The sequence below is a fragment of the Xanthomonas sp. F4 genome, from assembly GCF_011761895.1.
Genome location: NZ_JAASQX010000003.1, coordinates 26,680 through 45,549 on the forward strand (window position 1 = coordinate 26,680; position 18,870 = coordinate 45,549).

An 18,870-nucleotide genomic window follows, 5' to 3' on the forward strand; every position below is an offset into this window, starting at 1 on the left:
CGGCGCGCGACGACGTTGACAGTCGGCCTGCCCGGGGTTAGCGTTCACGCGTGCAATAGCCACTACATGTAGCGGTATCGCGTCGGTACGGCACTAGACGTAGGGTTTTCTTCACCAGGATTTCACATCCGGTGGCGCGTTCGGCGGTGCATGACGGGACGGTGACAGGGAAGGTCGCGGATTCGGGGAATTTCGATCGGTCGAGGGCAGCCGCCGCGTGCGCTGCCGCGGCCGTCTCTGCCGTGCAGCGCAAGTGCGATATAGACAAGACACACGGCGGATGACCATCCATCCGCCCCATCGGGACAGGTTCGAGGAGAACACAGCAGAATGAGTACGGTGCGCCTGGAAGTCGTCCAGACCGGATCCAAGCACGACCCCATCCCGATGCAGCCGGCGTCGCAGGACATCTGGGACAAGAAGTATCGGCTCAAGACCAAGCAGGGCGAGCCGCTGGATGCCGACATCGACGGCACCTACCTGCGCGTGGCCCGTGCGCTGGCCGACGCCGAGGCCGGCGAGGAGCAGCGCACCTACTGGTTCGAGCGTTTCGCCTGGGCGCTGCGCCGCGGCGCGATCCCGGCCGGGCGCATCACTTCCAATGCCGGTGCGCAGGAACACAAGCCGGCCACCAGCACGATCAACTGCACCGTGTCGGGCACCATCACCGACTCGATGGACGGCATCCTGGAGAAGGTCCACGAGGCCGGCCTAACCCTCAAGGCCGGCTGCGGCATCGGCTACGAGTTCAGCACGCTGCGCCCGCGCGGTGCGTTCGTGGCCGGCGCCGGCGCCTACACCTCCGGGCCGATGTCGTTCATGGATATCTTCGACAAGATGTGCTTCACCGTGTCCTCGGCCGGCGGCCGCCGTGGCGCGCAGATGGGCACCTTCGACGTGTCCCACCCGGACGTGAAGGACTTCATCCGCGCCAAGCGCGAGGACGGGCGCCTGCGCCAGTTCAACCTGTCGCTGCTGATCACCGACGGCTTCATGCAGGCGGTGGAGCAGGACGCCGACTGGCCGCTCGTGTTCCCGGTGAACCGCAAGGAAGAGGCCGACGTCGACCTGGCCGACGCCAGTGCCGTGGTCTGGCGCGACTGGCCCACGCACAAGGACTACATCGTGCGCGACGACGGCCTGGTCGCGTGCAAGGTGTACGGGCACATCCGCGCCCGCCACCTGTGGGACATGATCATGGTCTCCACCTACGACTACGCCGAGCCGGGCTTCATCCTGATCGACCGCGTCAACGAAATGAACAACAACTGGTGGTGCGAGACCATCCGCGCGACCAATCCTTGCGTGACTGCCGATACCTGGGTGCAGACCGCCCAGGGGCCGCGTCAGGTCGCCGATCTGCTGGGAACGCAGTTCCTGGCGCGGGTGGATGGCGGCGACCATACGACCGGTGCGGAGGGCTTCTTCAAGACCGCGCACAAGCAGGTGGTGCGACTGCAGACGCAGGAAGGTTACGCACTGCGCCTGACCGAGGATCACCGCGTGCGGCGCGTGGTGCGCCAGACCCGTTGGTCGCTGGACACCGAATGGTGCCAGGCGGACCAACTGGTCGCAGGCGACCGGGTGCTGCTCAACAATCACCGTGCCGGTGCGGAGTGGGACGGCGCGCGCAGCTACGAGGAAGGGTTTCTGCTCGGCATGCTGGTGGGCGACGGCACGCTCAAGCAGGAAGCCGCCGTGTTGTCTGTCTGGTCGCAGGCCGCCGCCGTCAACGCGGCGCCGTTGGCACCGGTGGCGCTGATGGACGAAGCCCTGCGCTGCGCGCGCAGCTTGCCGCACCGTGCCGACTTCGCCGGCTGGAGCGAGGTGCGCGACCGTGGCGAGTACCGCCTGAAGTCGGCCGCATTGCGCGATCTGGCCCTGGAGCTGGGCCTGCGTCCGGGCGACAAGGCGATTACGCCGGCCGTCGAGAAGACCTCCAGCGATTTCCACCGCGGCTTCCTGCGTGGCCTGTTCGACACCGACGGCTCGGTGCAGGGCAGCCAGGAGAAGGGCGTCAGCGTGCGCCTGGCACAGTCCGACCTGGCGCGGCTGGAGGCAGCACAGCGCATGCTGTTGCGGCTGGGCATCGCCTCGCAGATCTACCGCGACCGGCGTCCCGCAGGCACCGCGTCGCTCCCCGACGGGCACGGCGGCACGCGTGCCTACGCCACCAAGGCGCAGCACGAACTGGTTGTCAGCGGCGACAACCTCGATGCCTTCGCCCAGCGGGTGGGCTTTGCCGACACCGCCAAGGCCAACCGCCTCAAGGCGCTGCTGTCCGGCTACCGTCGCCAGTTGAACCGCGAGCGCTTCGTGGCGACGGTGCAGTCGGTGGCCGCCGACGGCATCGAAGACGTCTACGACGTGCAGGTCCCTGGCATCAACACCTTCGACGGCAATGGTCTGCACGCCCACAATTGCGGCGAGCAACCATTGCCGCCCTACGGCGCCTGCCTGCTCGGCTCGATCAACCTCACCAATTTCGTGCGCGACCCGTTCACCGAGCGCGCCCGCTTCGACTGGGAGGAATACAAGGAAGTGGTGCGGGTGTTCACCCGCATGCTCGACAACGTGGTCGAGGTCAACGGCCTGCCGCTGCAGCAGCAGCGCGACGAGATCATGCGCAAGCGCCGGCACGGCATGGGCTTCCTCGGCCTGGGCTCGACCATGACCATGCTGCGCATGAAATACGGCAGCGCCGAGTCCTGTGAGTTCACCGAGTCCATCGCCCGCGAGATGGCCGTGGCCGGCTGGGAGACCGCGCTGTCGCTGGCCAAGGAAAAGGGCCCGGCGCCGATCATGCAGGAGACCTTCGAGGTCACCGCGGCGATGCTGCGGCAGCGCCCGGAGATGGCCCGCGACGGCTGGCGCGTCGGTGAGCGCATCGAAGGCCGTCTGTTGCACGCCAAGTACAGCCGCTACATGCAGCGCATCGCCGAAGTGGCGCCGGCGCTGGTCGAGGAACTGGCCGAAGTGGGCGCGCGCTTCACCCACCACAGCTCCATCGCCCCCACCGGCACCATCTCGCTGAGCCTGGCCAACAACGCCTCCAACGGCATCGAGCCGAGCTTCGCCCACCACTACAGCCGCAACGTGATCCGCGAGGGCAAGAAGAGCAAGGAGAAGGTGGACGTGTTCTCCTTCGAGTTGCTGGCCTACCGCCACCTGGTCAACCCCAAGGCGATGCCGTTCGCCGAGGACGCCGCCGCGCGCTTGCCGGACTACTTCATCGCCGCCGACGACATCCACCCCAAGGAACACGTGGACGTGCAGGCCGCCGCGCAGAAGTGGGTGGACAGCTCCATCTCCAAGACCGCCAACGTCCCCACCGACTACCCCTACGAGCAGTTCAAGGACATCTACCGCTACGCCCACCAGCAGGGCCTGAAGGGCTGCACCACGTTCCGCTTCAATCCGGCCGCCTTCCAGGGCGTGCTGGTCAAGGAGGCGGACCTGGAGAACACCACCTACCGCTTCGAGCTGGAAGACGGCAGCGTGGTCGAGGTCAAGGGCAACGAACAGATCGAATACGACGGCGAGATGCACACCGCCGCCAACCTGTTCGATGCGCTGAAAGAAGGGTATTACGGCAAGTTCTGACGCCGTCCCGTTTCCCCCTCCGCGCCGGCGGAGGGGAGGGCGGCGGTGGGGAGCCTCGGAGCGCGGCGCGCCGCCATTTCCCAACGTTTCCCCACCGTCCGCCGCGTGTCGCCGTTTCCGGCTCCCCGCTTCGCTGCAATCGGTATAGCATCGCCCGCGTTACATAAACACTGACACCCTGAGGAGGGTTTTATGAGCAATGGCAACGGAGTAACGGCGACGCTGACGCAGGTCGCCGAGAACGTGAAAGAAACCGCCACCAACATGGGCGAGACCATCGCCACCACCGCCAGCGAAGCCGTCGCCAGCGTCAAGCAGACCGCCGAGAATGTGCAGAAGCGCGTGCAGGACCAGGTCGCCAAGACCCGCAAGGCGGTGAAGCAGGCCGAGAAGGCCGTGGCCAAGCGCGCCGAGAAGGCCGGCAAGGCGGTCAAGAAGACCGTCGCCAGCGCGCGCAAGAAGCTGGAAGCGGCCAAGGCCAGCGCCCAGGCCGAAGCGGCGTCGCTGACCAAGGGCGGCAAGAAGACCGCCAAGAAGGCGGCTGCGAAGAAGGCCCCGGCGAAGAAGGCCGCTGCCAAGAAGGCTGTTGCGAAAAAGGCCGTCGCCAAGAAGGCCCCGGCCAAGAAAGTGACCGCCAAGAAGGCCGCGCCGAAGAAGGCGGTCAAGAAGGTCGCCGCCAAGAAGGCCGTGACCAAGAAGGCGGTGGTCGCCAAGAAGAGCGCGGTGAAGAAGAGCGTGGGCGCGCGCAAGGCCGTGGCCAAGAAGGCCGTGGGCAAGGCCGCCAAGGCGGTCAAGAAGAGCACCGCCAAGGTCGCCAAGAAGAGCGCCGCAGTGAAGAAGGCCGCCGGCAAGAAGGCCGCGGCCACCCGCGCCCGCAAGTAAGCCGTCCCGCAGCACCCTCTCTCCCGCGCGCGGGAGAGAGGCCGGGCCCACGCCCGTCCCGATCCGCATTTCCAGGAACGCATGCCTCATGGCCATCAAGATCGACCAGAAAATCAAGGGCTACGCCGTCGTCACCCCCGAGGACAAGGCGCGCGACGCCGCCGCCGCGGTGCCCGCCTCGTCGATCGACCGTGCCACCGCCGAGGCCGAAGCGCCTGCCGACAACATCATCCACATGCATGAGCGCATCGAGCGCCCGGACGTGCTGATCGGCAGCACCTACAAGATCAAATCGCCGTTGGTGGAACACGCCATGTACGTGACCCTCAACGACATCGTGCTCAACGCCGGCACCGAGCACGAACTGCGCCGCCCGTTCGAAATCTTCGTCAACTCCAAGTCCATGGAGCACTTCCAGTGGATCGTGGCGCTGACCCGCATCATGTCCGCCGTGTTCCGCAAGGGCGGCGACGTCACCTTCCTGGTCGACGAGATGAAGGCCGTGTTCGACCCCAAGGGCGGCTACTTCAAGGCCGGCGGCGTTTACATGCCGTCGCTGGTCGCCGAACTGGGCAGCATCGTCGAAGAGCACATGAAATCGATCGGCTTGTTGCACGACCCGGAAATGAGCGACCACCAGCGCGCGCTGATCGCCGAGAAGCGCAAGCAGTACGAAGAGCGCTCAAAAAAAAACAGTGAAGTGAAGCCGGCTGTTCCTTCTCCTGCGGGAGAAGGTGCCCGAAGGGCGGATGAGGGTGCGGCCGCCGCGAATTCCACCGCCGACCACGAAGAGGACATCGCCGTCACCGGCGACGGCGCGAGTTTCCCGCCGTCGGCCACGATGTGCCACAAGTGCAATACCAAGGCGCTGGTGATCATGGACGGGTGTGCGACGTGTTTGAATTGTGGGTACTCGAAGTGTGGGTGATCGACCCGCAAGGCCGCCAGGTTTGAGCGCTTGGCAGGGCGATCTGCTAATGCTGTAAGTCGCTGAACTATGTCCTGCGAATGTGGGGATGGTTGACATACGACCAAGTTGGCGAGTTGTACCAGTTGCCAACATCGATGTCTCTTGTCGCGCTTAGCCACTGGACGCCGTCATCCAGAGCATCCTGCGCCAGGCTGTATTTCCCAATGGACAGGTCCTGCTCGAATTTTTGAAGAAATTCATTCATCGAGCGCGCTAATAGAAGTGCTACTCCCCATTCTTGATCTATAAATATGATCTGGCCATAGGTCCCGTTCTCTTCGGGAGACAGGTCAACACAAATGCTGCACTGGGAAAAGTCGCTTCCAATCACCAAGCGATCCTTTCCAAGTTTCAGCACGGGGCGGACTCCCTTGTCCGCGAATTGGGCAGAAGCTCCTGCATCGTTGTCGCAGGAGCTTCTTTCGATCTCGAAAGTCACTGTTGCCACATCCCTGAAAGAAAATCCTAGAGCGAAATTTGCTGTGACATCAGGATTCAAACCTGCACTTTCGCGATAGACTGCCACGAGATCCTCAGGCAATGGGCGCCCCAATGCTGATTGCAGCGCCTTGATCTCTAGTTCGTTGGCTGCCGGGAGCAGTGCCTTCTCCACTTCTGGTGCAATAACTCTCAAATGATCGCGGATTCGCTCAAGCATTCTATTCGCCATGTTGAATTTAAGATCCACATCTTAACGCGGGGAAACCTGCTGGCGCAGCAGAACTCCGTCGGCACAATAAAAATGACATGGCAATGCTGTAGCAGTCGGCGTTTCACGTTCAACCTCACGAGATCGCTGTCATGAATGCCATCATGCTGCCGCTGACATTTGCGCTACTGGAGCAGAAGATCGCGGCAATGCCGGAAGGGCCGGTGTCTGCTTTGTCGACGCCGCGCTGGATACGGTTGCTGAACGCTGTGGGATGGGCCGGCGCAATGCTTGCTTTGCTGCCTTCGCTGCTGTTGGTCTGGATCGCGCCACAGCATTGGATGGTGCTCCTGTCGCAGGTCGGGCTGGCGCTCACCGTCACCTTTGTGCCTTATTTTTTACGCACGGTTGGGCTGCTCATCTACGAATTCTCCAATGTGCGCCGGCAATGGATCTTGCAGCACGATCATGATGTCGGCGAACTGCGTCAGCTAGCTCAATGGTTGCTGATCTATCCACGCGACGTGCTGGAGGACCAATTGCGTTACGCGAAGATGGCGCAGGAACGTCTAGCTGCCAAGCTTGGTCTGTTTGTCGGCGGTGTGGATAAGTTGGGGTTGCTACCCCTGTGCTTGTCGCTGCTCGTCGTCTTGCGCAACTGGCGCGATCTGCTGGCTTTGCCTGCCTGGTTGTCAATTCTGGCGATGTTCGCGGCCATGCTATGGATGGTCAGCTGGTTGGGCGCTAATTTCCGTCTGCGTCTGCACTTGTATGAGAGCGTGCTTGCTGCCGCGATCGCCAGTACATCTAAGGCAGACTTGCCAATCGAGACTGCATCGCTTACCTCGCCGCAGGATACTCACGAACCGCATCGCATTACCACTCTCAACGCCCTTGAAGCCCTGTACGGCCAACCCGCCGAGCGCGCGGTACGCAAGCAACTCGACCATTTGAATGCCGACTACCAGGCGTTCGTGCACGCGTCGCCGTTCGTGGTGCTGGCCTCGGCCGGCGACGAAGGACTGGACTGCTCGCCGCGCGGCGATGCGCCGGGGTTCGTGCAGGTGCTGGATGCGCGCACGCTGGCGTTGCCGGACCGGCCGGGCAACAACCGCGTCGATACGCTGCGCAATCTGCTGCAGGATCCGCGGCTGTCGCTGTTATTCCTGATTCCCGGCATCGGCGAAACCTTGCGCGTGAACGGCCGCGCCGAGATCCGTGTCGATCCGGAGCTGCTGGCGCGGTTCGCGGTCGGCGAGCGCTTGCCGCGCAGCGTGATCGTGGTGCACATCGAGGCGGTGTACTTCCACTGCGCCAGGGCGATCGTGCGGTCGCAGCTGTGGGATCCGACGCGGCACCTGCCGCGCGATCGGCTACCCAGCCCAGGCACCATGCACGCGCATCTGGCCGATGGCGCGTTCGACGCCGACACCTACGATCGGGAATTGCCGCAGCGCACCCGCGACTCGTTGTACTGAGCGCGACCGGATCGGATGTGCAGGCGATGCGTGCGCAGCGCCTCGCGGTGGGGAGCTGCATGCCGTCGGTCGATTCGGCCACCGATTTCCCCGGTCATGCCGCCCTGCTAGGGTGCGCCCCTGGTGGAAAGCGGCGGCGACGCCCTTTCCGGGGCGCAGCAAACGGCAGGGGAGCTTGGATGCGGGGACTTGAGGAGCCGTCAGGCGGATGGGGCGAGTTGCTGCTGGTGGTAGCGGTGGCGTTCGGGTTGCCGATCTATTGGAGTGCGCTGGCGGTGCTGGCGCCGGTGGTGGAGCCGTCTCTTTCCGACGCCAGCCTGTGGGGCACGGTGTTCTACGAGTTGCTGGTGCTGGCGGTGTTGCTGCCGACGTTGTGGTTCCGCGGCTGGACGCCGCAGGCGTTGGGGCTGCAATGGCAGACGCGGGATCTCGGTGTTGGCCTGGCGCTGCTGGCCGCCTGCCTGGTGGCGACCTATCCGTTGCACCTGTTGAAGGACAGCGTGGCGGCGGAGCTGAATCCGTCGATGGACGCGATGGTGGCCGGGCCGCTGTCGGCGGGCATGGTGGTGCTGATCTCGCTGCTCAATCCGATCTTCGAAGAGGTGTTCGTCTGCGCCTACGTAATCCGCGCGCTGGAGCGGCGGCACAGCCCGGCGTTCGCGGTGAACGTCAGCGTGGCGATCCGCGCGTCGTACCACCTGTACCAGGGACCGGTCGGCACCATCGGCATCCTGGTGGTGGGGCTGATCCTGGGCTGGTGGGTGGCGCGGACTGGGCGGCTGTGGCCGGCAATCGTGGCGCATGCCGGGCTGGATCTGTTGGGGCTGATGGCCTACACCTGATGCGCTGAGTGGGCCGGCGTGCGATGTGCGCTGCGGTGATTGCGTACGCTGGTGTCGCCCGACCGAAAGCGCGCCCGCCTGCTGGCGCAGGCGTTGGCGCCACTGCGCGAGCGCGGCGCGCAGGTGGCGGTGGACGATGCCGGTGCCGGCTACGCCAGCATGCGCCACATCCTGCAGTTGCAGCCGGACGTCATCAAGCTCGACATGAGCATCACCGAGTGCATCCATTCCGACCGCAGCCGCCGCGCGCTGGCCAAAGGGCTGACCAACTTCGCCCATGAGATCGGCACCCAGGTGGTGGCCGAAGGCGTGGAGACGGCGCAAGAGCTGGACGCCTTGCACGAGCTGCAGGTCGACCTGGCCCAGGGCTATTTCCTGTCGCGGCCGCTGTCGGAGGATGCCGCGCTGGCCCTGGCGTCGCGGGAGGTTGGCTGAGTGGCGGTACGCCGTCGCTCAAGGTGGTAGACGCGATGCGGCACGATGGCGTGCCGCTGCGGCGACGGCTCGCCACCGGTACGCGTGGCGCCGTTTACCAGGGCACCACGCGGCCCAGGTAGTCCAGGTAGTGCAGCCCGCCGCGGCCGCAAGCGGCGTCGATGGTGTCGAGCAGGGGCGGAATGCTGTCGTCGATGGACAGGCGCGCCTCTGGTCCGCCCATGTCGGTCCGCACCCAGCCGGGCGCCATCAGCAGCAAGGTGCGGGCGCTGTCGCGGTGGCGGGCGGCGAAGCTGCGCATCAGCATGTTCAGTGCCGCTTTGCTGCTGCGGTAGATCTCGTACTGGCCGTTGCTGTTGTTGGCGATGCTGCCTTGCCCGGACGACATCACGCCGATGGTGCCGGTGTCGCGCACCAGGTCGCGCAAGGTTTCGATGGTGCGCATGGGGCTCAGCGCGTTGGTGACCATGACCCGGACGAATTCTTCGGTGGCGACATCGGCGACGGTCTCGCGGTCGTCGTTCTTGACGCCGGCGTTGACGAACAGCAGGTCCAGAACCTCGCCCTCCAGGCGTGCACGCAGCGCGGCCAGCTGCGCCGGGTCGGTGATGTCGATGCACTCGATGCGCAGCATTTGCGGATGCGCCACGGCCAGGTGGTGCAGCGCGCTGGGCGTGCCGGCGCGCTCGGTGGCGATGACGCGCCAGCCGCGTCTCAGGTAGCCTTCGGCCATCGCTAGGCCCAGGCCGCGCGAGGCGCCGATCAGCAGGACGGTTTTGTGTGCAGGGGTGTGGATCATGGTGTGTCTCCTCGTGGCCGGCGCGGCCTCGGCATGCGAGGCCTACCGGCGGTCTGCGCACTCTAGGCGTGCGTGTCGCCCTGCGGAACGCGCGCCGGATGCATTGACGCCTTGCGTCGGACGCCTGTGTCCATCGCCACTGTCGGGAAGCGCGTATGCCGGAACCGGATCTGAATCTGTTGATCGCCCTCGACGCCTTGCTGGCGGAAGCCAGCGTCGCCGGTGCCGCGCGGCGGCTGGGGTTGAGCGCGTCGGCGATGAGCCGGACGCTGACCCGGCTGCGCGAGGCGACCGGCGATGCGCTGCTGGTCCGCGCGGGCGGCACGATGGTGGCAACGCCGCATGCCCTGCAGCTGCGCGAGCGCGCCCGCGATGCGGTGGAAGCCGCACGCGCCGTGCTGCGCCCGGCACCGGCCGACCTGGACCTGGCGACGCTGCAGCGCACCTTCACCGTGCGCGCCAATGACGCCTTCGTGGAGGCGTTCGCGGCCATGCTGGTTGCCGCGGTGGCGGCGTCGGCGCCGCAGGTCCGCCTGCAGTTCGTCGCCAAGGCGCAGAAGACCGCCGGGCCGCTGCGCGAGGGCCTGGCCGATCTGGAAATCGGGGTGCTGGGCGCGATGGGGCCGGAGGTACGCGTGCAGGGCCTGTTTCGCGATCGCTTCGTCGGCGCGGTGCGCGGCGGACACCCGCTGGCCGGCGACGGGGAGGTGAGCGCGCAGCGCTACGTGGCGTTCGGCCATGTCGTGGCTTCGCGGCGGGGCCGGGCGCAGGGGCCGGTGGACGAGGCGCTGCAGCAACTGGGCCTGGTCCGCCATGTCGCCACCGTGGTGCCCAGTTTTTCCGCCGCGCTGGCGGTGGCACGCGGTTCGGACCTGATCGCGTTGGTGCCGGCCTCGTTCATGGCAGCGCAGCCCGACACGCTGCGCGAGCCCGCGCACACGTTCGCGCTGCCGGTGGTCACTCAGCCGATCACGGTGTCGATGCTGTGGCATCCGCGCCTGGAGCACGACGCGGCGCACCGTTGGCTGCGTGCGTTGGTGCTGGCCGAGTTCCGTGCGCGGATGCCGCTGCGCTGATCCGGCCGATCGCACAGGTGGTCGCTGCAGGGATGCGATGCGACCTCGGCACTGGCCCGCCGCCGCAGCGATGCCGCACACTTGCCGGCTCTGATCGAAGGCGGGAACAGGCGATGACACGGCGATACGGATGGAGCGCGATGCTGGTGTGGCTGGTGACGTTCGGCGCGGCGGCGGCCGGCCCGACGCCCGGCGAATACGCCACCAAGGAAGGCTGGGGCAGCATGCGTGTCACCGACAAGGGCGGGGTACGTCAGTTCGACCTGTTGTCGGTCGGCGCCAACGGCCATACCTGCTCGCTGTCGGGCACCCTGCAGGGCGACAAGGCGGAGGTGAACGATGCCGGCGACGTGCCGTGCAAGCTCTCCTTCAAGCCGGTGCCGGGTGGGTTCGATGTGGCCGCGTTGACCCAGGAAAGCTGCCGCGACTACTGCGGCATGCGCGCCAGCTTCGAGGGTGACTACCTGCGCTTGCCTGCCGGCTGCACCGCCGCGGCCAGCAGCCGGCGGCGCGAGGCGTATCTGAAGGATTATCGCGGCAAGCGCTATGCCGAGGCGCTGGCCGGCATGCAGGCGTTCGAAGGCGAGTGCGGTGGTTTCTTCAACTGGCTCGATCGCGACCGCTTCGCCAACGACCGCGCCATCACCCTGCTGCGCCTGGGCCGGCCGAAGGAGTGCCTGGCGGCGCTGGACGGCACCATGGCCGGCCGCAGCCGCGACGAGGCCTCGTTCCAGGCGGAACTGGACAAGCAGAGCACCATGCTGCCGCCCAGCGACTGGGACGCCTATCTGCCGATCGCCGAGTCCACCTGGTTCAACCGCAAGTTGTGCGAGGCGGCCCGGGACTGAGCCCGCGCTGGCGCCGGGTGCCGTGCAGGCACGCGCTGCCATGGCGCCGCCTGCGTGCGGCGCCGCGCGCTGCGTGAGTCGACGCGGGACGCGGCGCGCTGGCATTGATGCGCCTGCGGCCGACGCGGCAGCGCAACGGGCGCCGCACGCTGGTGCCCAGCATGCGTCCGTCGGCGGCCGTGACGCGCGTGGCGCCGCCGGTTGCCGTCGCCGCGGGCGACTGCGCATACTTCCGACGACCGACTGTGCGTTGGAAGCCCTGGAGCAAGGATGATCGACCGACTGCGACGCCTGTTGTCCCGCACCTCGCCGCGCGGGGCCGATGCCACCCACGATGCTGCAGGGGCGGAGGTCGCGCCCGACGCGCAACCGGGCCACACACTGCAGCAGCTGTTGCTGCAGACACTGCAGCGCGAGGGACATGCGGCGGCCTTGCACGACGATGTGGTCGTGCTCGACAACGGTCTGCAACTGCTCACCGAACTGGTGGACATGGCCGAGCTGCGCAACGGCGTGCGGACCGCGAGCTGCATCCGCGTGCATCACCGCAGCCTGTTTCCCGATGGCATCGTCGAGTTCCAGCATTCCATCGGCGAGGACACCGAAGCGAGCTTGGCGTCTGGCTTCACGACCTGGGCGCGGACCGATCTGGTGGCGCTGTCGGAGGCGGTGACGGCGCCGGCCGATGCCCGCTGCATGACGCTGCAGATGGAGTTTGCTGCCTCGGCCGCAGCCGAGGCGGCGGTGCGGCGCACGGTGGTGTTGGGGCCGGTGGCGCACATGAATGGCGACGCGGCCAGGGCCGCGGCGGGCGACGACACGGAACATGCGTTCTGCCCGTGCTGCCTGTTCACCAACAGCCTGGACGCCTTGATGCCGCTGCTGCAGCGGGACCAGCGCATGCTCGGGATCCGCCTGTTCGCCTCGCGCGATGCCGACGGCGAAGTCGCGGCCGACTGCCGAGTCAACGGCGAAGACTTTCCCGAAGGCGTGGCGTGCCTGCGCCGCTATGCCGAAACCTGGCCGGCGCTGGGCGCCATGGAGTTCCGCAAACAGTACGCCGTGGTGCGCCTGCCGGAGCCGGTGGTGCCGGACACCACGCACTGACGCGTCATCGGGCATTGCGCGCGCGCGCCCGCTGCCGTGCTTCGCCGGCCTAGGCCGCAGCGGTATCCGCCGGCGTGGAGGCAGGCAGCGCCGACGCCACGATGCCATGCAACTGCGCGGCCAGCGCCTTGCGGTCGCTGCCCGGCGCCACCGCGATCGGGGCGTGGAAGGTCACACGGACCACGGCGCCGGACAGGCGCAGGAAGTGAGCGACGTGCGCACCGGCCTGCATCTCGCCGTAGAAGGCATAGGCATCGCGATCGCCGCCTTGCGCGATGGGCTGCCCGTCGACGCTGCGCACCTCCAGGGTGAACGGCTGCAGGGTCCATTGCCGGGCGCCGGGTTCGGCGCTGAGGAACAGCGAGAACAGGCTGGACTTGAACGGCGCCACCCGTTCGCCGGAGGAGGTGGTGCCTTCGGCGAACAGCACCACGTCGTGATCCGGGCGCAGCTGCGCGGCCACGGCGGCGGCCACCGCGGCCGCATCCTGTCGGCGCCGGCTGATGAACACGGTCTGCGCCAGCGCGCCGATATGGCGCATGCCCGGCCAGCGCTCCATGTCGTTCTTGGCGATGAAGCGTGCGCGCAGCAGACTGCCCAGCACCACGATGTCGAAGTGGGAGACGTGGTTGCCGACGAACAGCGTCCCGCCTGTATCGCGCGGCGCGCCCACCACCTCGACGCGGATGCCCAGGGCGCGCCGCAGGCAGCCGAACCACAGCCGCGGCAGCACGAACGCACCGCGGCCGCGGGTGAGGCGCATCAACAGCCACTGCGGCGGTATCAGCAGCAGGCTGGCGATCACGCAGATGGCGATGCGGACGATGCTGCGCAGGCGGCCGACGAGGGCGCCTGCGGCGGGGCGGGGCGGAGCGGCGGCGGGCATGGGCGGCAGTGGCTGGGGAAGATGGTCGGCGCGCGCTCGCGCGCCCGCGGCGATGGTAGCCGAGCCTGGCGTCTTCGGCAGCGCTGCAAGCGACTGTCTTCAAGTCCCGTTGGCGAGGCTCCGATTGCTCGCTGCGCCACCGGCCTCACTGCAGATGTGCTGGGCGTCGGTCGAGCCGTCGCATCGTGGCGCCACGAAGATCAGGCGTATGCCGATTGGTCCTGGTCGCGGTACGCACAACCATGGCATCGCACGCCGGCATCGCGCTGGCAGATGCAGGTCCTTCCACCAACCTCAGGAGTCCATGCCATGTCGTATCCCGTCTGGAAGAAGATCCGAGCCGAACGTCTCGACGATCCAACCAACTGGGCGCGGACTTATACCCGCTACCTGCATAGCCATGCGGAGGAAACCCAATTCAAGGTCGACATCGTCGCCGCGGCGGCGACCGAGACGGGGGACAACAACCCGCAGCACTACCGGCTGTCCTACGGCCCCAGCTCCAATGCGCAACCCGCCGACGCGCGCGCGATCTGATGCGCGCTGCGTGAGCCGCGACGAGGCGTTACCGATAGCGCCCGTCGCGGCATGCTTCGCCACGTCGTAGCAAGAGCGAGTGACGCGATGCGACCTGACGCAGCGGCCGGGACCGGTGCAGCTTGCAGGCTCAGTGCGTGCTGTCGGCCTGCTTGCAATCCGCAGTCTGCGACGTCGCGAAGGACATGAGAACCCACGCACCGGCGGGGCGTGTCTCGACGCTGTAGAGCCAGGACTGCCTCACGCCGCCGATGCAACTGGCGATGGCGATGCTGTCGCCAGCCGAGCCCCGGTCGGGCAGCGGCAGCGGTTCCGGGGCCTGGGTGGGGACACTGTGCAGCGCACGCGCGTAGGCCAGCATCAATGGGCCGAGCTGCTCCAGGTTCTGGGTCTGTGCGGGGCCGGCTTGCGATGGCCGGTGTTGCGCCAGCCAGTCGCGCACCTGCCGCCACTCGGGCGTGCCCGGGGCGTAGGTGCTGGTACTGGACACGCGCAGGCTGTCCGGCACGTCCGGCGCGGCGTGCACCGCCAGCGGCAGCAGGGCGAGCAGCAGCGGGCCCATGACCCATCCGGCGCACCGAGCGTGTCTCCGACTGTTCCCGACAGGACCACCGTTGCGCCTGTGCATCCGCCCGCTCCTTGCTGGTTGCCGATGGCGCGACGATAGCACCATCGGCGGCCCTGTCTGCGCGTTGCGCGGGGGCGCGCAGACCGCGCTTGCGCTCAGCGCTTGCCCGGTTGATCGGTCAATGACGCTTGCAGCGCGGTGGCCAAGGCGGCGTCGCCGCTGACCAGCGCGCTCCAGCGCAATTCCAGGCCTTTGCGCCGGCCCTTTTCGGTGAGCTTCAGGCCGTCCGGGTCCACGGTCAGGGTGTATTGAACGCCGTCGATGTCCAGTTCGCGGCGTAGGGCTTTGTCGAGAGGGGTCATGCGGCGGCTCCCGTTTTCACGATGCGGCGAGGGTAGCCGGGCGAAGGTGATGGCAGGTTCTGCAGGCGCGCCGGATGAAAACGCTCAAGATCGCCACCTACAACGTCAACGGCATCCGCAGCCGCTTGCCGCAGTTGCTGCAGTGGCTGCAGCGCGAGGCGCCGGACATCGTCGGGCTGCAGGAGCTCAAGAGCGTGGATGCGGGCTTTCCCCTCGCCGAGCTGCATGCCGCCGGCTACGGCGCGGTGTGGATGGGCCAGTCGAGCTGGAACGGCGTCGCGCTGCTGGCCAAGGGCTGTGACCCGGTGGAGAGCCGGCGCGGGCTGCCCGGCGATCCGCGTGATACCCAGAGCCGCTACATCGAGGCGATGGCGCACGGCGTGCTGGTCGGCTGCCTGTATCTGCCCAACGGCAATCCGCGCCCCGGCCCGAAGTTCGACTACAAGCTGGACTGGTTCGCGCGGCTGCAGCGGCATGCACAGCAGCTGGTGGCGCTGCCGCATCCGGTGGCCCTGATCGGCGACTTCAACGTGGTGCCCACCGATGCGGACATCTACAACCCGACGTCCTGGCGACGCGATGCGCTGCTGCAACCGGAAAGCCGCCAGGCCTATGCCGAGCTGCTGGCGCAGGGCTGGACCGACAGCCTGCGCGAGGTGCACGGCGAGCGCCGCGTGTACACGTTCTGGGATTATTTTCGCCAGCACTGGCAGCGCGATGCCGGGCTGCGCATCGATCACCTGCTGCTGAATCCGCCGCTGGCCGCACGCCTGCGCGACGCCGGCGTGGACCGCTGGGTGCGCGACCTGCCGCACGCCAGCGACCATGCGCCGACCTGGGTCACGCTGGGCGCAGCATCGGCCCGCAGTGCAGCCGTGGCGTCGGCCAAGCCGAGGCGCGGTGACGCGGGCGCTGAAGGAAGCACGAAGGGCGGCAAGGCGACGAAGACCACCCGCACCTCCGCATCTGGCACGACGTCGTTGCCGAAGAAGGCAGCAGCGAGAACCAAGGACAAGACGACGGCCAGGACCAAGGCGAAGTCGACGACGCCAGCGCAGGCAACAAAGAAGACACGCGCAACAAAGACGACAACCGCGAAGACGCCGAAAGCGCGCACGCCACGCGCTAGCACCCCGGTGCCGCCGACGTCCTCGCGCGGTGGCAAACGCCGCAAACCCTCCCTTCTCCCGCCGGGAGAAGGTGGCGCGTAGCGCCGGATGAGGGTGCGGCGAAGCGGGGAAGAGGCTGATCCCTTGCTGTCGCCGCGTCCCCGCTGGCTTGTCTTACTTCAACATCTCGGTAAACGCGCGATCGGCCTCGATCACGTCCGGCAGCGCGGCGAACAGCGCGTCCAGGTCCACGTCGTCCATCAGCGGGCCGGTCACCGCCTGCCGCGCCTGGTCGTTGGCGCCGCCATGGCGCTCCAGCGCGTCGGCGACCAGCGCCGCCTGGGCGACGAGCTTCGGCATCGCCTCGCCTTCCGGCGCCTGCAGCGGCCGCGCCTGGAAGGCGATGGCGGTCTGGATCACCTGTGGCAGCTGCCAGCGCCGCGCCAGCTCGGCGCCCACTTCCGGGTAGCCGAAGCCCAGTTGCACGGTCTCGTCGGCGGCGCGGCCGCTGGAGGAGGCGTCCGGATGCAGTTGCGCGGCGTAGTCGGGCGCGCCGGTCTGGATCAGCAGTTCGCCGATGTTGTGCATCATCCCGCAGGTGAAGGCGGTCTCCGCGTCCAGGCCCTTCTGCCGCGCCAGCAGCCGGCACACGCCGGCCACTTCGAAGCTGTGCAGCCAGAACGCGCGCAGGTCGAAATGCGCCGGCGCATGGAACGCGCCGGTCACCGAGGAGGCCAGCACCAGGGTGCGCAAGGTGTTGAAGCCCAGGCGCAGCGCCGCGTCTTCCACGGTGGTGGAATCGCGCGCGCCGCGGAAGCGCGCCGAATTGGCCAGCCGCAGTACCTTGGCCGCGATCACCGGGTCCCGTTCGATGTTGCGCGCCACCGCGTCCAGGCTGGTGCCCGGCGCATCGAACTGCAGGATCAGGTCCTGCGCCACCTGGGAAATGGTCGGCAGGGTGTGCAACTGGTCGAACAGCGCCTCTAGCTTCATGGGGGACCCTCGGAATGGAACGGGGGGCGGGCAGGGCCGGTAGCCGGTCGTGCCGCCACGGTGGCGGAATGCGCGCATCCTACCGATTCGCGATGCACGGCGTGTGGACTGCAGGCGCTGCGGCGGTGGCCGTGTCCATGCGCCACGGTGTGGTGCGCGGCACTCGGCGCCACGCCCGAGGCCGGCGCCGGCTCAGCCGCCGGCGCGCACGCGCAGGGTCAGGCCCTTGAGGAAGTTGCGCAGCAACTGGTCGCCGCACAGGCGGAAATTCTTGTGCTCCGGCTGCCGGAACAGCGCCGACAGTTCCGGCTTGGAGACCGGGAAACCCGCCGCGTCGAAGATCTGGTGCATGTCCACGTCCTTGAGCTGGAACGCCACGCGCAGCTTCTTCAGCACCACGTTGTTGGTGATGCGCGCTTCCACCGGGCGCGGCGGCAGGCTCTCGTCGCGGCCGCGGTAGTGGAACACCAGTCCGTCCAGCACATGCGCCAGCACCGCGTCGCTGCATTCGACGAAGCCCTCTTCGTCCTCCTTCTTCAGCCACGCCGGGATCTGCGCCTTGTCGATCGGGAACGCGGGATCGGCGAGGTGCGCCAGATCGACGATCTTCTGGTCGCTCAGGTCGAGCATGTAGCGGATGGAGCGCAGGATGTCGTTGTTGAGCATGATCGGTGCGGAAGTGCCGGGAGCCTGGCGAGGGGCGCTAGTCTAGGCGCTGGCCCGCATCGGCGCGTAGACCGCGCAGCCCCAGGCCATGGCTGCGGTTCACCGAGGGTGTGCACGCGACGCGGTTGCATCCGCTCGCGCATGCGCCATCATCGGCGCATGGACCATTCGATTCCCAAGCCGAGCGCGGTGGCCGCGCTCAATCCGCGCCAGGAGCAGTTGGTGGCGCTGGTGCGCCAGCAGGGCTATGCCGAGGTGGAAGGGCTGGCGGCGCGCTTCGAGGTGACGCCGCAGACCATCCGCCGCGACCTGACCCTGCTGTGCGAGGCCGGTGTGCTGCGCCGCTACCACGGCGGGGTGAGCCTGCCGTCGAGCGTGGAGAACCTCGCCTATGCGGCGCGCAAGTCGCTGCAGGCGCAGGAGAAGCGGCGCATCGCCACGCTGCTGGCGCAGCACATTCCCGACGACGCCTCGCTGTTCATCAACATCGGCACCACCAACGAGGACGTGGCGCGCGCGCTGATGGGCCACAGTGGCCTGCGCGTGATCACCAACAACCTCAACGTCGCAGTGATGATGAGCGCCAATCCCAGCTTCGAGGTGATGGTGGCCGGCGGGCGCGTGCGCGGCCGCGACCAGGGCGTCACCGGCGAGGCGACCATCGAGCTGATCCGCCAGTTCAAGGTGGACTTCGGCGTGATCGGCATTTCCGGCATCGACCCCGACGGCACCCTGCTGGATTTCGACTTCCACGAGGTGCGGGTGGCGCAGGCGATCATCGAGCACTCGCGGCAGGTGTTCCTGGCCGCCGACCACAGCAAGCTGGGACGCAACGCGATGGTGCGGCTGGGGCCGATCGGGCGGGTGCATGCCTGGTTCACCGACCGCGCGCCACCTGCCGAGCTGGCCGCGGTGCTGGACGCGGCCGGCACCCGCGTGTTCGTCGCCGACGGCGCTGCCGCCGATCCGGGTGCGCCGGCGCTGGACACGGCTGCGGATTGAGTGGGGCCGGCCTGGCTCCGACGTCAGGATGGCAGGTTGGGGCTGGTGTTCGGATTAT

The 18,870-nt window shown here is 67.6% G+C and carries 19 protein-coding genes; 12 read left to right on the forward strand and 7 right to left on the reverse strand.

The features are described from left to right. Positions 1-330 precede the first annotated feature (330 nt). The 3 genes from FHR66_RS12460 (at position 331) to FHR66_RS12470 (ending at position 5,413) form a co-directional block, all read left to right on the forward strand. Complete coding sequence (locus FHR66_RS12460; protein ID WP_160970166.1) at positions 331-3,603, forward strand: LAGLIDADG family homing endonuclease; 3,273 nt, start codon at positions 331-333, stop codon at positions 3,601-3,603. Between the two features lie 192 nt (positions 3,604-3,795). Beyond that, a complete protein-coding gene (locus FHR66_RS12465) occupies positions 3,796-4,485 on the forward strand; it encodes a hypothetical protein (protein ID WP_160970168.1) in 690 nt (229 codons plus the stop codon). An 88-nt stretch (positions 4,486-4,573) separates the two neighbouring features. After that, positions 4,574-5,413: a TSCPD domain-containing protein gene (locus FHR66_RS12470; RefSeq protein WP_160970170.1), complete on the forward strand. Its 840-nt coding sequence runs from the start codon at positions 4,574-4,576 to the stop codon at positions 5,411-5,413. A 67-nt stretch (positions 5,414-5,480) separates the two neighbouring features. Here FHR66_RS12470 and FHR66_RS12475 read toward each other — a convergent pair whose 3' ends face one another. After that, positions 5,481-6,113, reverse strand: a complete 633-nt coding sequence (locus FHR66_RS12475; RefSeq protein WP_160970172.1) for an SMI1/KNR4 family protein — start codon at positions 6,111-6,113, stop codon at positions 5,481-5,483. Between the two features lie 143 nt (positions 6,114-6,256). Here FHR66_RS12475 and FHR66_RS21100 point away from each other — a divergent pair, with 143 nt between their 5' ends. From FHR66_RS21100 to FHR66_RS12490, 3 genes are all read left to right on the forward strand, one after another. Beyond that, the gene (locus tag FHR66_RS21100; RefSeq protein ID WP_237475443.1) at positions 6,257-7,582 is read left to right on the forward strand and encodes a pyridoxamine 5'-phosphate oxidase family protein; all 1,326 of its coding nucleotides are present in this window, start codon (positions 6,257-6,259) and stop codon (positions 7,580-7,582) included. Positions 7,583-7,761: 179 nt separating this feature from the next. Beyond that, complete coding sequence (locus FHR66_RS12485) at positions 7,762-8,424, forward strand: CPBP family intramembrane glutamic endopeptidase (RefSeq protein WP_167087838.1); 663 nt, start codon at positions 7,762-7,764, stop codon at positions 8,422-8,424. Positions 8,425-8,475: 51 nt separating this feature from the next. Continuing rightward, positions 8,476-8,859, forward strand: coding sequence for an EAL domain-containing protein (locus FHR66_RS12490; protein ID WP_343160693.1), 384 nt, complete (start codon positions 8,476-8,478; stop codon positions 8,857-8,859). A 94-nt stretch (positions 8,860-8,953) separates the two neighbouring features. On the opposite strand, the gene FHR66_RS12495 is transcribed toward FHR66_RS12490, so the two are convergent. Further along, positions 8,954-9,658 carry an SDR family NAD(P)-dependent oxidoreductase gene (locus FHR66_RS12495; protein WP_160970174.1) on the reverse strand — a complete coding sequence of 235 codons (705 nt, stop codon included), beginning with the start codon at positions 9,656-9,658 and terminating at the stop codon, positions 8,954-8,956. Between the two features lie 155 nt (positions 9,659-9,813). On the opposite strand from FHR66_RS12495, the gene FHR66_RS12500 reads away from it, so the two are divergent. The 3 genes from FHR66_RS12500 to FHR66_RS12510 all read left to right on the forward strand — a co-directional run bounded on the left by FHR66_RS12500 (position 9,814) and on the right by FHR66_RS12510 (position 12,689). Next, positions 9,814-10,734, forward strand: a complete 921-nt coding sequence (locus tag FHR66_RS12500; RefSeq protein ID WP_160970176.1) for a LysR family transcriptional regulator — start codon at positions 9,814-9,816, stop codon at positions 10,732-10,734. Positions 10,735-10,847: 113 nt separating this feature from the next. After that, on the forward strand, positions 10,848-11,582 hold the full coding sequence (locus tag FHR66_RS12505; protein WP_202394954.1) for a hypothetical protein: 735 nt from the start codon (positions 10,848-10,850) through the stop codon (positions 11,580-11,582). A 270-nt stretch (positions 11,583-11,852) separates the two neighbouring features. Beyond that, a complete protein-coding gene (locus FHR66_RS12510) occupies positions 11,853-12,689 on the forward strand; it encodes a DUF6348 family protein (RefSeq protein WP_160970178.1) in 837 nt (278 codons plus the stop codon). A gap of 49 nt (positions 12,690-12,738) precedes the next feature. Here the strand turns inward: FHR66_RS12510 and FHR66_RS12515 are convergent, their stop codons facing one another. Further along, positions 12,739-13,575: a lysophospholipid acyltransferase family protein gene (locus FHR66_RS12515; protein ID WP_167087840.1), complete on the reverse strand. Its 837-nt coding sequence runs from the start codon at positions 13,573-13,575 to the stop codon at positions 12,739-12,741. A gap of 309 nt (positions 13,576-13,884) precedes the next feature. Here FHR66_RS12515 and FHR66_RS12520 point away from each other — a divergent pair, with 309 nt between their 5' ends. Continuing rightward, positions 13,885-14,112: a hypothetical protein gene (locus FHR66_RS12520; protein ID WP_160970180.1), complete on the forward strand. Its 228-nt coding sequence runs from the start codon at positions 13,885-13,887 to the stop codon at positions 14,110-14,112. Between the two features lie 130 nt (positions 14,113-14,242). On the opposite strand, the gene FHR66_RS12525 is transcribed toward FHR66_RS12520, so the two are convergent. Further along, positions 14,243-14,674 carry a hypothetical protein gene (locus FHR66_RS12525; RefSeq protein WP_160970182.1) on the reverse strand — a complete coding sequence of 144 codons (432 nt, stop codon included), beginning with the start codon at positions 14,672-14,674 and terminating at the stop codon, positions 14,243-14,245. Between the two features lie 161 nt (positions 14,675-14,835). Further along, positions 14,836-15,042, reverse strand: a complete 207-nt coding sequence (locus FHR66_RS12530; RefSeq protein ID WP_160970184.1) for a hypothetical protein — start codon at positions 15,040-15,042, stop codon at positions 14,836-14,838. Positions 15,043-15,116: 74 nt separating this feature from the next. Between FHR66_RS12530 and FHR66_RS12535 the strand changes: the two genes are divergently transcribed. Next, positions 15,117-16,253 carry an exodeoxyribonuclease III gene (locus tag FHR66_RS12535; RefSeq protein WP_160970186.1) on the forward strand — a complete coding sequence of 379 codons (1,137 nt, stop codon included), beginning with the start codon at positions 15,117-15,119 and terminating at the stop codon, positions 16,251-16,253. A 72-nt stretch (positions 16,254-16,325) separates the two neighbouring features. Here the strand turns inward: FHR66_RS12535 and FHR66_RS12540 are convergent, their stop codons facing one another. Both FHR66_RS12540 and FHR66_RS12545 read right to left on the reverse strand, forming a co-directional pair. Further along, a complete protein-coding gene (locus tag FHR66_RS12540) occupies positions 16,326-17,144 on the reverse strand; it encodes an HDOD domain-containing protein (protein WP_160970188.1) in 819 nt (272 codons plus the stop codon). Positions 17,145-17,336: 192 nt separating this feature from the next. Beyond that, positions 17,337-17,810: a YehS family protein gene (locus FHR66_RS12545; protein WP_160970189.1), complete on the reverse strand. Its 474-nt coding sequence runs from the start codon at positions 17,808-17,810 to the stop codon at positions 17,337-17,339. Positions 17,811-17,951: 141 nt separating this feature from the next. Here FHR66_RS12545 and FHR66_RS12550 point away from each other — a divergent pair, with 141 nt between their 5' ends. Further along, entirely contained in the window at positions 17,952-18,812 is an 861-nt protein-coding gene (locus tag FHR66_RS12550; protein WP_343160694.1) for a DeoR/GlpR family DNA-binding transcription regulator, read from the forward strand. Positions 18,813-18,870 lie beyond the last annotated feature (58 nt).